The sequence below is a fragment of the Mesoflavibacter sp. CH_XMU1404-2 genome (genome assembly GCF_037029465.1).
Classification (GTDB): Bacteria; Bacteroidota; Bacteroidia; order Flavobacteriales; family Flavobacteriaceae; genus Mesoflavibacter.
In genome coordinates, this window is the sequence record NZ_JAYMEM010000006.1 from 69,337 (window position 1) to 83,112 (window position 13,776).

A 13,776-nucleotide genomic window follows, 5' to 3' on the forward strand; every position below is an offset into this window, starting at 1 on the left:
TGAATTAACTTATAGTCTTTTTGTAAATTCTTATTGACACTAATTTACACAAATACTTAATGTGTTTTTAATTGTGTCCAAAACAACATCTACACAATTTTAGATTCCTGCTTTCACAGGAATGTTACTCAAAAATAACGCGACCATCAAATTGCTCGGTCACATCAATAATTGGTGGAGTATTGACTGCAATTACATTTCCTGTGCTTACTAGGTTTGCTTTAAGTTCTTGTTGCGGATTTACAATAATATCGTTACTACCACGATGATAAATAGTCACGTTTTGAGCCACAAGGTATCGTCCTTGAAAACGTCCATCTCCTGATGCATGACTTATATTTAAATGTTCTGTAGTACCAGAAATTGTACTTGTTGTTAGATTATTAATTACAACTCTTAATGTTGTGCAATTTACTTCTAAATTAAAATTACCAACGTTATAATAATCACCGTTATAATCTTCTGACAATAACTGTAAATTTGGAAAGTTTAAAACACCAACGCTATGCACATCTAAAGTACTACTATTTCTAATTTCGGTTAGGTTTGGAACAGTAACATGTACTTTAGTGATACCGTAATCTCTGGTTAAATTACAAGTATTGTTATCTTTTAAAATCAATCGGTCGTTTTGTACATAAACCTCAACATCATTAATTAAGTTTTCACCAGTTTCTACTAAAACACTTGGTGTTGCGCCTTGAGTTATAAATAACTCGACATTTTTATGTACCGTGATTTTGAAAAATGTACCAACTTCAAAAGTTTGTTGAATGATATCTCCTGCACTTTGAAAGCAGTCTGGTGCATCTTCTTGATTGCATCCAAAAACAAAAAACAGGGTAATTATGTATAGTAATTTTTTCATTTTTTTACTCTTTACTTTATCGTCAAACGCTAACCATTGGTTTTACCTGCGTTAGCGATTAAGGTTTTGTCGGAGCTCTTTTTGTGTTGTTGCACATATGCAACACAAAAAAGCGACTACCGAAAGCGCGACCCTTGTGGTAACGCCCAAATTTTATAATCTAATTCCAACGCCAAATTCTACAGCTTCTGCTTTTGCACCATGAGATTTTAGGGTTAATGCTCCAAAAATTTTATCTCCAAAATAACGTTTTAAACCAACACGACTGTAGACACGACCTTCAAAATCGAAAGGGTAATACACGTAATAGCCTAACTGCGTCACTAAAGACGTTTTGCTAATAAACAACTCATGCCCCACAAATGCTCCTACACGTTTGTAATCTTCGTCTCCGCTAACATTATCTTCAGGAAAAGCTACTGACTTATACTCGATATGTTTCTTTAAAAAGTTTGAAAAAAACACATCTGTTCCTAATTGAATCGCACTTTTTCTATTTAATCTTTTATCTGCGTAAGCAGACACAATGTAAAAGGCGTATTGACCAGAATTGATGATATCGCTCTCGTTTACACCTGTTCTAAAAGCGAAGTTGTATTTAATTTTTTCGGTAAATGTTTTATCTTCTGTATTTGGGATATATTCTGGTAATTGATCTGCATCCAACACATAATTAACACCTAAATTAAATGTAATACTGTTTATTGAACTGTTTGGTGCTTTTACATTAGCATTAGAATAATGGATTAAAGATAATCCTGTTTGTAACCCTAAACCTTTAAACAAGTTTTCTTTTTTGTAATTAAGCATCAAATATGTCGAGCTTAATAAATGTGTCCCAAATGCATTATTGCGGTAATTTTCTACTTTGTCGTAAGGATTTGTGTTATAGGCTAACCCTTGACCAATCCTAAACATCAAATGTCTTTTTAAGAAGTAGAAATTATAATGCGCGTATAACCCAAAATTGTTTCCTAACGTTTTATTCTGAAGATTTTGGTAGATAAAAGACGCTCCATAATCTGGATAATTATATCTGCTATGCCAAGCTTGATCGCCAAAGGTTTTTTGGTTATAACTTAATATAACGCCAGTTGGATGACCTTTAATTAAATGTGAAATATCGCTGTTGTGTTCGGCTATATTTCCGTAGAAATAATTAGCGTCTAAAGAGAACAGACGCTTGTCTTCCTGAGCAAAAATTAATGTTGTAATACAACAACAAATTAGGGCTAGTTTTAGTTTCATCTTAATAATTAATGAAACAAAAGTAATGGTTTTTTAAAATACCGCTTCGGCAATCGCTTTAATATTATCACTTTTTCCCATAGAATAGTAATGCAATACGGGTACGCCAGCTTTTTGTAATTCTTTAGATTGATTAATTGCCCACTCGATACCAACTTGTCTTACTTGCTCGTTAGTGCTACAATTATCAACAGCATCTATTAAATCTTCAGGTAGGTCTATTTTAAATACTTGTGGTAACAACTGTAAATGGCGTTTTACTGCAATGGGTTTTATACCGGGAATAATCGGCACATTTATACCTTCTTGTTTTGCAGCGTCTACAAACTCAAAATACTTTTTATTATCAAAAAACATTTGTGTTACAACGTAATCTGCACCAGCATCTACTTTTTCTTTAAGACGTTTTAAATCGGTTTTTAAAGATGGGGCTTCAATATGTTTTTCTGGATAACCAGCAACACCAATGCAAAAATCTGCTTTATCATCAACCTCAATAACATCATGAAGATATTTACCTTTATTTAAATTCTGAATTTGCCCAACCAAATCCTTTGCAAACTGATGTCCGCCTTTACAAGCCTCAAAATACTGCTGATGCTTCATTGCATCGCCACGCAACGCCATCACGTTATTTATCCCTAAATAATGGCAATCTACAAGTAAGTATTCAGTCTCTTCTTTTGTAAATCCGCCACACAATACATGCGGAACCGTATCTACATCGTATTTATGTTTTAACGCTGCACAAATCCCAACCGTTCCTGGTCGCATACGCGTAATTTTTCGATCCAAAAGCCCTTCTTTTTCAATATAAACATATTCTTCTCTAGATGTAGTTACATCAATAAAAGGCGGTTTAAATTCCATTAAAGGATCAATATTATTATACAATTGTTGTATGCTGTTACCCTTTTTTGGCGGAATAATCTCAAACGAAAACAAGGTTTTTTCTTTGGCGTTTTTTATGTGTTCTGTTACTTTCATACTAATGCCTGCGAAAGCAGGTATCTTTATAAATTCTCACGAAAGTGAGAATCTTTTTTATTTGTATTCATTCTTTTGGGCGTTACCCTATCGGGTCGCGCTTTCCGTTAAATCTTTTTACTCTGTTTTCGATACAATGCTCCTTTCGTCGCATCACTCAAACTGACGTAAAAAGGATACCACTACAATCGCTAACGCGTGCTAATCTGCCAAATTTGGGCTTAACCATTTTTCAGCATCTTCTCTGCTAATGTCTCTTCGTTTGGCGTAATCTTCTAATTGATCTTCGGTGATTTTTCCTAAACCAAAATATTTAGCTTCAGGATTTGCAAAATAATAACCACTTACACTCGCTGCTGGCCACATAGCAAGACTTTCGGTTAATTTTACACCAATGGTTTCTTCAACTTTTAAAATGTCCCAAATAGTCATTTTCTCTAAATGATCTGGACAAGCTGGATAACCTGGCGCAGGACGAATACCTTTGTAGGCTTCTTTAATCAACTCTTGATTGCTTAGATTTTCGTTGGAAGCATAACCCCAAAAATCTGTACGCACTTTTTGGTGCAAATACTCTGCAAAAGCTTCAGCTAATCTATCAGCCAACGCTTTAATCATTATGGAATTATAATCGTCGTGATTGACTTCAAAATCTTTAGCTAATTGCTCGGTTCCAAAACCTGTAGTGACGCAAAAACAACCGATGTAATCTTGAATTCCGCTCTCTTTTGGCGCGATAAAATCGGCTAATGCGAAATTTGGAACACTTTCTCGTTTTTTTAATTGTTGACGTAGGGTTAAGAATTTTGTGAAACCTCTCGACTGCGCTCGAGGTGACAAACTCACCTCAATATCGTCATCGTTAACTGAATTTGCAGGGAACAATCCAAAAATCGCTTTTGCTTTTAGCAGCTTTTTATCAAACACTTTTTGTAGCAAGACTTTGGCATCTTTATACAATTCTGAAGCTTGTTTACCAACCACTTCATCTTCTAAAATCTCAGGAAATTTACCGTGTAAATCCCAACTTCTAAAAAATGGTGACCAATCGATATAGTCATTTAAAAGTGTAATATCAAAATCTTGAATATCATGAATTCCTAATTGTTTTGGCTTTACAATTTCAGTAGTATTCCAATCGATTTTAAACTTTTTTTGTCGCGCTTCTTCAATAGAAATATATTCTTTTTTCTTAGTTCTGTTTAGAAATTTTTCCCTAAATAAATTATATTCTTCTCTAATTTGCGCTTTAAATACTTGGTTGTCTTTCTGCAACAAATCGCCAACAACCGTTACTGCACGAGATGCATCGTTAACATGAATAACTGTATTGCTGTAATGTGGCGCAATTTTTACAGCCGAATGTGCTTTAGATGTCGTAGCGCCACCAACCATTAATGGAATCTTGAAATTTTGTTTTTCCATTTCTTTGGAAATGGTTACCATCTCATCCAACGATGGTGTGATTAATCCGCTTAATCCGATAATATCTACGTTTTCTTTTTTTGCCGTTTCTATGATTTTTTCTGGCGGAACCATAACACCTAAATCAATAATTTCGAAATTATTACAACCCAAAACGACGCTTACTATATTCTTTCCAATGTCGTGAACGTCACCTTTTACAGTTGCCATTAGAATACGACCAGCATATCTAGCCCCTTCCGTCCCCAATAGGAAAACTTTTAAAGCTTCTCTAATTTTATTAAGAACATAATCTAAATTTGAAAGCACTTGAGTATTTGTAAATCTAATGACTCTAAACCCTTCGTTTTCTAACCATTTTGTGCGTTCTTCATCAGATGTTTTGTTTTCTGGTAGCTGATGTATTAATCCATCAATTTCAATAATTAAATTAGATTTTAAACAGATAAAATCAGCAATATAACTTCCAATAATGTGCTGTCTTCTAAACTTGTAACCGTCTAATTTTTTATTACTCAAAACATTCCACAACAAATCTTCTGCCTCAGTAGGTTGATTACGCATTTGTTTAGCGAAATCTTTTAGCAATCCATATAAGATAGGGTCTGCTGTCTTCCAGTGATAAGTCCCCTTTGGGGATTTAGGGGCTTTTTTTGCTTCTTCAATAAATGGCTGAAGATAGGCTACAGCTTTTTTCATTACTCGTGCCGATTTTACCACTTGAGGCAAAAACATTTTTCCGCTTCCAAACAAGTCTCCAACTACATTCATGCCTGTCATTAAATGACCTTCAATAACTTCTATTGGCGCAGCAACTGACTGTCGTGCTTCTTCAACATCTTCAATAATAAAAGCATCAATACCTTTTACCAAAGCGTGCGTAATTCGGTTTTGTAAAGGTTCATTTCGCCATTCTTGAATTGCGTTATCGGCTTCTTTTTTATTGCCTTTTACAGTTTCGGCGTAGTCCAATAATCTTTCGGTTGCATCATCACGTCGGTCTAATAGCACATCTTCAACACGTTCTAGTAATTCTTTCGGAATTTCATCATAAACCTCTAACATTGTTGGGTTAACAATACCTATATTCATTCCGTTTTTAATGGCGTGATACAAGAAAGCAGAATGCATCGCTTCTCTTACCGTATTGTTTCCTCTGAAAGAAAAGGACACGTTACTAACGCCACCAGATACGTTTGCGTGAGGTAAATTTTCTCGAATCCACTTAGTCGCATTAAAAAAATCTAGTGCATTTTTTCGGTGTTCTTCCATACCAGTAGCGACAGGAAAAATGTTAGGATCGAAGATGATATCTTGAGGTGGAAAGTGGACAATGTCCACTAATATTTTATAGGAACGCTCACAGATTTGGATGCGTCTATCAAAGGTATCTGCTTGACCAACCTCATCAAAAGCCATCACAATGACTGCTGCACCATAACGTTTAATACGTTTTGCTTGACGAATGAATTCAGTTTCACCTTCCTTTAAACTAATGGAATTCACAACCGATTTCCCTTGTACAACCTGTAAACCAGCTTCAATTATTTCCCATTTTGAGCTGTCAATCATAATTGGGACACGAGCAATATCAGGTTCCGAAGCTATTAAATTTAAAAAGGTAGTCATAGCGTAAACGCCATCTAACATACCTTCGTCCATATTTACATCTATGATTTGCGCACCGCCTTCAACTTGTTCTCTTGCAACATCTAGCGCTTCGTCATATTTTTCTTCTTTAATTAATCGTAAAAATTTACGCGAACCTGTTACGTTTGTACGCTCACCAACATTTATAAAATTACTTTCTGGTGTAACAATTAATGGTTCTAAACCTGATAACCGTAAGTATTTGGTGTTTGGTGTTTGGTGTTTGGTTGAATTCATCATTACTTTTTGTTTTTGAAATAATTAATGAACCCGTTTAATAATCTTTTTACAGAAGTAATCTCTTCTAAAACTTCTGAAAGCTGTTTTTCTGAAATATATTCTAAATCATGAGCTAGAAACAACTGAGTTTCGAGTTCAAAAAGAGAACCTTTTGAGATATATAAAAATTGAATAGTCTCTTTATCTGATTGCCTTCCTATGCCTTCAGCAATATTTGAAGGAATTGAAATTACACTTCTATTAATTTGATTTGTAAGAGTATATATTTCAGTATTTGGAAATTGAGAAGTCAAGCTGTAAACTGTCTTAACTAATTTTCTTGCTGTCTTCCAAACATCTAACTCTGTATAATTTTTCATGAATCAATTACTTTAATTTCTAAATACCAAATACTAAACACCAACAACTACTTTTCTTGGTTTATATTTACTAGCAACTTCAGCAATAGCTTTAATGTGTTCAGGACTTGTGCCGCAACAACCACCAATAATATTGATTAAGTTATCCTTTAGGTAGTTTTCTATAAATTGTTGCATCTGTTCTGGTGATTGGTCATACTCACCAAAAGCGTTTGGTAATCCAGCGTTTGGATGTGCAGAAGTATGAAATTCAGTTTTGTCGGATAAGCGTTTTAAATACGGTTGTAACTGTTCTGCACCTAATGCACAGTTAAAACCAACACTTAACAATGGGATATGAGATACTGAAGTTAAGAAAGCTTCTACCGTTTGTCCTGACAATGTTCTGCCTGAAGCATCTGTTATTGTTCCAGACACCATAATTGGGATATCTATATTGCGTTCTTCTTTTACTTCTTCTATAGCGAATAATGCTGCTTTCGCGTTAAGCGTATCAAAAATGGTTTCGACTAACAAGACATCTACGCCACCATCTATTAAAGCTTCGACTTGTTCTTTGTAGGCTACTCGCAATTCTTCGAAAGTAATAGCACGAAATTCAGGTCTGTTTACATCTGGACTTAAGCTTGCAGTTCGGTTTGTTGGACCGATACTACCAGCTACAAAACGAGGTTTTTCAGGATTTTGCTTAGTAAATTCTTCCGCAACTTGCTTGGCAATTTTAGCAGATTCAAAATTTAATTCGTATACCAAATTTTCCATTTGGTAATCTGCCATAGCGATTGATGTGCCTGAAAATGTATTGGTTTCAACGATATCTGCACCAGCATCAAAATATTTTCTGTGTACTTCAGCAATTGCTTCTGGTTGCGTTAAAGACAGCAAATCGTTATTACCTTTTAATGGCGTTGGATAATCTTTAAATTGCTCGCCACGAAAATCTTCTTCTGTGAATTTATATTGCTGAAGCATGGTACCCATTGCGCCATCCAGCACTAAAATTCGTTTTTGTATTTCTTCTTTTATGTTTGGCATTTTAATCAAATAAATCTGATGACAAGTATCTATCACCTCTATCACAAACAATTACTACTACCGTTCCTTGGTCTAAATTTTCAATTAACTTTAAAGCTGTTGCAACAGCGCCACCACTACTCATTCCTGCAAAGACAGCTTCTTCTTTTGCTAAGCGTTGCGTCATTGCTTTAGCTTCGTCTTCACTGACTTCTATAACTTGATCAACCTTGTTTCTATCAAAAATTTTAGGCACGTAAGCTGGTGACCATTTTCTAATACCTGGAATTTTAGAACCATCTTTTGGTTGTGCACCGACAATAGTGATGTTTTTGTTTTGTTCTTTTAAATAAGTTGATGTACCCATAATGGTTCCTGTTGTACCCATTGCTGACACAAAATGAGTTACTTCTCCGTTGGTATCTTGCCAAATTTCGGGACCTGTGGTTTTGTAATGCGCTTTCCAGTTATCGTTATTTTCAAACTGATTTAATAGTGTATATCCTTTCTCGTCACGAAGTTTAAACGCTAAATCTCTTGAGCCTTCAATACCTTCTTCCGCAGAGGTTAAAATAACTTCTGCACCATAAGCTTTCATTGTTTTTACACGCTCTTCGGTGGAGTTTTCTGGCATTATCAATTTAATTTTTAAACCTAATAAGTTTGCAATGAATGCTAACGCAATTCCGGTGTTACCACTTGTTGCTTCTACCAAAGTATCTCCTTCTTTTATATCACCTCTTTTTAAAGCTTCATTTATCATATTATAGGCTGCTCTGTCCTTAACACTTGCACCTGGATTATGACCTTCTAACTTGAAGTAAAGTGTTACATTTTTGTTTGGATTGATGCTTATTGACTTTACTAAAGGCGTATTTCCTATTAAATTTATGATGCTTTTCTTACTCACTTTTTGTTCTAATTTTATATTCTTTTTTATAGGTCAATGTTGAATTTTGAGGAACAGTTTCTGTCACACAAACATTAGCGCCAATAATGGTATTTGCACCGATAACAATATCTCCTAAAACCGTAGCATTGGCATAAATGACTACATTTTTTTCTATGGTTGGATGCCTTTTTGTATCGGCTAAACTTTTTAATACATGAAGTCCGCCAAGTGTTACACCTTGATAAATTTTTACTTCATCTTTAATAATTGTTGTTTCTCCTATTACAATTCCTGTACCGTGATCAAGAAAAAAAGAATCGCCAATTGTTGCTCCAGGATGTATGTCTATTCCTGTAATTCCGTGTACATATTCGCTCATCATTCTTGGTAAAATCCTTACACCTAATCTTAATAATTGATGGCTTAAACGATGAATAGAAATAGCATAAAAACCTGGATAGGCTAAGTAAATTTCTTCTATACATTTATTTGCCGGATCGTTATCCTGAAAGGCTTTAGCATCTAAATGCAGCTTCTGCCTTACTGATGGTAAACTATCATTAAAATCATTCCAAATTTGCTCGGTATTTTTAACACCTAAACTGTTAGTGATTTCTATAAAATTCTCTTTTAAAAACTGAAAATCTTCAGCTTGTTCATCAAACATAAAATAGTACAGCCTTTTTGTAAAAACTTCTACTTTATCTTTTAATCTTACGTTTATTTTTAAAGCCATTTATTTGATTTTATCTAAAAGAGTAAAGATAAAGCTTAATTAACTAGCCGTTTGTTTATATTTTGTTAAGCCTATTCTTTTTAATGTTGAAAGCTGAAAAATAGGCTTCAATATTTTTGAAAGTTGTTCAAATTCGATTAAAAAAGCATCGTGACCATGAATTGATTTTATTTCTGAAATTGAAACATTTTCCTTTTTTGGTTTTAGTTGAATGTAAGTTTCCCAATTGTTATCTGCTAAAAATAATCCGTCTGTATTTATTGTTACTAAATGAATATGTCCAGCTATTTTTGAAGCTTTATTAGTAAATTCTTTATTTGATTTTGCCACTTCAATGGTTTTTAGTAAATGATTCATCAACTTATATGATGACAACTGAAATCTATTTTTTAAGGCATTACCATGATACTGCAACCAGTTTTCGACTGCATAAAAATGAGCTTCTTTTTGACCTTCAAATTTTTTATTAAAAGATGTTGCTGTTCGATAAAATGTCATGGCATGCGTACGCGCATCTTCCATCGGACGAATAGAATTATTTAAAATATTATCTTGAATAAATGTGTTTGCTATCAACCAATCATCTGCTTTCCAATGACTTGCAACCACAACTATATTTTCAAATAAATTTGGGTTGTTTACAGCTAAGTGCCAAGTAATTCCGCCACCTAAAGATCCACCAATTACGGTATGTATAGTATCAATATTTAGGGTATACAATCCTATTTCAAAGATTTTTGCAACGTCGTTTGCTGTAAAATCTTTATAATTATTTATTAGATTTTCTTCTTTGTTATCAAAGCCATTACCTGGAATATTAAAACATAAAATGGTATATTTTTCTGTATCAATTATGTTTTGGTCACCTACAACATCATTCCACCAACCATTAATCCCTGTAACATTAGAATTTCCTGTTAATGCATGATTAATCAAAACAATTGGCGCTGTATGTAAAGCTTGTCCAAAAACTTGATACGTTAATTCTAAAGACGTTGTTTCGCCATTACTTAACGTAAAATTATGTATTGATATATGTTGTAATTTTCTCATAATTTAAATATTTGAAATAGACTTCGCACTTTACTTTTTCATATAAAATGCGAAGCTATTTCTTATTAATAACTAAAATTAAAACATGCTTTTTTATACCAATACTGGCTTTTTAATAACATTAAAAGCTTCTTTTAAATCTGCTTTTAGGTCTTCAATATTTTCTAGTCCAACAGATAGTCTAATCAAATCTTTGGTTACACCTGTAGCTTCTTGCGCATCATCTGTTAATTGTTGATGTGTTGTACTTGCAGGATGAATTATAAGTGATTTTGTATCTCCAATATTTGCTAATAAAGAGAATAGTTTTGTTGTATCTGCTATTTTTTTAGCCGATTCATAACCACCATCTACACCAAAGGTTACTACCCCGCTTTGTCCTTTTGGTAGGTATTTTTTAGCTAAAGATTTATACTTGCTAGTTTCTAAACCTGGATAATTTACCCAATTAACCTCTGGTTGCTCTTGCAGCCATTTAGCTAATTGCAGTGCATTTTTGCTGTGCTTTTCAATACGTAACTCTAAAGTTTCTAAACCTTGTATGATTTGAAACGCATTAAACGGACTTAAAGCACCTCCATAATCACGTAAACCTTCAATTCTTATTTTTGCAATAAATGCAGCTGCACCAATAGCTTCGCTGTAAACTAAACCATGATAACCTGCTGAAGGTTCTGTAAATTCAGGAAATTTTCCATTTGTCCAATCAAATGTTCCTGCATCAATTATTACTCCACCTAAAGAAGTTCCGTTTCCAGAAATATATTTTGTTAACGAGTGAATAACGATATTTGCGCCGTATTCAATTGGATTTAGCAAATAAGGTGTAGCAACTGTATTATCTACAATTAATGGTACTTTATGTGCTTTTGCTGCTTTTGAAATACTTTCTAAATCTAACACATCCAATTTTGGGTTTCCTAAAGATTCTACAAAAATAGCTCTTGTATTATCTTGTGTTGCTTTGCTAAAATTTTCTGGGTCTGAAGCGTCTACAAATGTGGTAGTAATTCCGTGTCTTGGCAGTGTAACACTTAACAAATTGTACGTTCCGCCATACAAACTGCTAGACGCTACAATATGGTCTCCTGCTCTTAACAAAGTTAATAGTGTTGTTGCTATTGCAGATGTACCCGAAGCAGTTGCTACTGCTGCAATACCACCTTCTAAAGCGGCTAATCTTTGCTCTAAAATATCGGTTGTTGGATTATTTAATCTGGTGTAAATAAATCCTGGAACCGAAAGATTAAATCTTCCTGCTGCTTCATCTGCATTATCAAATACATAAGAAGTGGTTTGATAAATAGGAACTGCTCTTGTTCCTCCATGTTGATTAACGTCATGACCTGCGTGCAACGCTTGGGTTGCAAATTTTTGTGTACTCATTTTTCTAAGTTTTTGAGTTAATAAATGAATTAAACCAAAAGCCAAATAAGCCTCGTAAGAAGCATACTTAATAGAAAAATGTTATAAGAAAAAATAGTAATTACAGATGGGTAATTACGTGTTGGTTATCTATCCGAGAATGCGAGAAATGATTCGCACTTTCAAGTAGAATTTAGCACCTTCTTAGTAAGTCTAAGGGTTGCTAAGGCTTCATTGGGTCTATTCCCTCTGCCTTTCTTGATAACATTTCAGTAAGTTATTGAACTTTGTGAGCACAAATATTCAAATACAAAAACTTAAAATCCAAATAATTTTTACTAAAATTTTTAAAAAAGTTGAAAAACGCTATTGGTTTTCTTGCAAAAACTTCTCTCTAATCACCTGATCTACAGGTTTGTTTTCAACTTTACTTTCTAACCAAGAAATGATATCTAAATATAAAAATGCGCGACGTTCAAAAGGATGATTTTCATAAACTTTCAGCTTTTCAAGTAAAGATTTAAACGCTTTTTTTATGTCTTGTGGATAGATATCTTGTAAATTTCTGATGAATTTTATCATCTCTTTTTGTACTTCGTGCAACTCATTCATTTGTATTAAAAACTTATACGTTGTGCGTAATAAAGTTTCTAAATGATAGTCTAATCCAGCTTCGTAATGTGCAACTAAGTTTAGCACTCTAGAGAAGCACAATAGGTCTTCTCTCATGGTCAAAGATTTATTAGATATAATTTTATCAAGATAAAATATACATGCTTTGTTATTACCAGCTCCAAAGTGTAAACTGGCAAATTTGTAATAGAAAATCATGGTATGATGCTCGTCAATTCTATCTTTAAAAAGCTCTAATTCTTTATCCATTTTCGGAATTAAATTTACACCTTCTTTAAAGCTTCCATCAATAAAAAAAGAGTTGATTTTATTTAAATTGAAATATAAAAACGAAAGTGCTTCAACATTTTCATCTTTAGGAAAGCTTTTGCCTTCTAAAACGTTTTGAAATTTGCTTAAAGCTTCGTCAAATTTCTCTTTGTTTTTAATAAAAAACAGAGATTCTAGTAAGTAATTATTTCCTTTTAAAAAGAATACAGGATTTAAACTAATCATTGATGGGTTTTCATAAAAAAGATCAACCCATTTTGACGCATATTTGTAACAATTTTTAAAATCTTGCATCAAAAAACTATACCACAAATAAGCATTATACAACCATAATTTTTCTCTAAATCCAAGATTTTGAATTTTATATTTTGGTAATCTAGCTTTAAAATAATCGGTAACTTCTTTACTTTCTTCAGCACTTTTTACATAACCAGTTTTAAGAATAATACTGTATAACTGAAGTGATAAATTAGACAATTTACTTGCTATCACGTTTTGAGAACTTAGCTCTTTGGCTTGTATGGTTAACTCGTCTGCGCGGCTACTCATACTTCTTGTAATGTATTGAGACTCTATTACTTTCTCTAATTCGACAATCTCATACGCTAAGTTTTTTTCTTCATTTTGAATAGCTAACTCCTTAGCTTTATCCAATATTTTAAGACTCTGTTTATATAAACCTTTATGATATAAAATTGAAGCAAAATCTAACTGTTCTCTAATTTGAGAGCGTATATTTTGATGTGAAGGACTTAATTTAAGACTTATCAAAATTTGCTTGTACAAATGCGCTTTCACATTAGCCAATTGCTGTTTTTTTATCTCTGTAGATTTTAAAATTGCAGCTTCATCATACGTTTTTAACTTATCTAAAACATTAAATAGGTTTAAAAATTTAGAATCTGAATTAACACCTAATCGTCCAACGTACAATTTAAATTGTCGTTTTTCTGACTTAGTAAGCGATTTAACCAAGGAAAACAAGTTATCTTTTTGGTCTTTAGTCATCAATAAAATTTTGATTTAAAAAACTGAT

The 13,776-nt window shown here is 33.2% G+C and carries 11 protein-coding genes and 1 riboswitch; all 11 genes read right to left on the reverse strand.

Translation table 11 applies throughout. The annotated features are described in order from the left end of the window. Positions 1-124: 124 nt before the first annotated feature. Positions 125-868, reverse strand: a complete 744-nt coding sequence (locus WA327_RS05020) for a head GIN domain-containing protein (protein ID WP_336067115.1) — start codon at positions 866-868, stop codon at positions 125-127. Positions 869-1,021: 153 nt separating this feature from the next. Next, positions 1,022-2,116 (reverse strand): acyloxyacyl hydrolase, encoded by a 1,095-nt coding sequence (locus WA327_RS05025; RefSeq protein ID WP_336067118.1) that lies wholly within the window; start codon positions 2,114-2,116, stop codon positions 1,022-1,024. A 33-nt stretch (positions 2,117-2,149) separates the two neighbouring features. After that, on the reverse strand, positions 2,150-3,103 hold the full coding sequence (gene metF / locus WA327_RS05030; protein ID WP_336067120.1) for a methylenetetrahydrofolate reductase [NAD(P)H]: 954 nt from the start codon (positions 3,101-3,103) through the stop codon (positions 2,150-2,152). 201 nt (positions 3,104-3,304) lie between these two features. Further along, the gene (locus WA327_RS05035) at positions 3,305-6,415 is read right to left on the reverse strand and encodes a vitamin B12 dependent-methionine synthase activation domain-containing protein (protein ID WP_336067594.1); all 3,111 of its coding nucleotides are present in this window, start codon (positions 6,413-6,415) and stop codon (positions 3,305-3,307) included. 2 nt (positions 6,416-6,417) lie between these two features. Further along, positions 6,418-6,777, reverse strand: coding sequence for a four helix bundle protein (locus WA327_RS05040; protein ID WP_336067123.1), 360 nt, complete (start codon positions 6,775-6,777; stop codon positions 6,418-6,420). A 33-nt stretch (positions 6,778-6,810) separates the two neighbouring features. After that, the gene (locus WA327_RS05045) at positions 6,811-7,812 is read right to left on the reverse strand and encodes a homocysteine S-methyltransferase family protein (RefSeq protein WP_336067126.1); all 1,002 of its coding nucleotides are present in this window, start codon (positions 7,810-7,812) and stop codon (positions 6,811-6,813) included. A 1-nt stretch (position 7,813) separates the two neighbouring features. Next, a complete protein-coding gene (gene cysM / locus WA327_RS05050) occupies positions 7,814-8,701 on the reverse strand; it encodes a cysteine synthase CysM (protein ID WP_336067129.1) in 888 nt (295 codons plus the stop codon). Next, positions 8,694-9,419: a serine O-acetyltransferase EpsC gene (gene epsC / locus WA327_RS05055; RefSeq protein ID WP_336067132.1), complete on the reverse strand. Its 726-nt coding sequence runs from the start codon at positions 9,417-9,419 to the stop codon at positions 8,694-8,696. Before epsC ends, cysM begins: the two co-directional genes overlap by 8 nt. A 39-nt stretch (positions 9,420-9,458) precedes the next feature. After that, positions 9,459-10,472, reverse strand: coding sequence for an alpha/beta fold hydrolase (locus WA327_RS05060; protein WP_336067135.1), 1,014 nt, complete (start codon positions 10,470-10,472; stop codon positions 9,459-9,461). Between the two features lie 93 nt (positions 10,473-10,565). Then, positions 10,566-11,858 carry an O-acetylhomoserine aminocarboxypropyltransferase/cysteine synthase gene (locus WA327_RS05065; protein ID WP_336067137.1) on the reverse strand — a complete coding sequence of 431 codons (1,293 nt, stop codon included), beginning with the start codon at positions 11,856-11,858 and terminating at the stop codon, positions 10,566-10,568. A gap of 122 nt (positions 11,859-11,980) precedes the next feature. Further along, positions 11,981-12,105: riboswitch (SAM riboswitch) on the reverse strand. A gap of 98 nt (positions 12,106-12,203) precedes the next feature. Then, positions 12,204-13,748 (reverse strand): hypothetical protein, encoded by a 1,545-nt coding sequence (locus WA327_RS05070; RefSeq protein ID WP_336067140.1) that lies wholly within the window; start codon positions 13,746-13,748, stop codon positions 12,204-12,206. Positions 13,749-13,776: the final 28 nt, after the last annotated feature.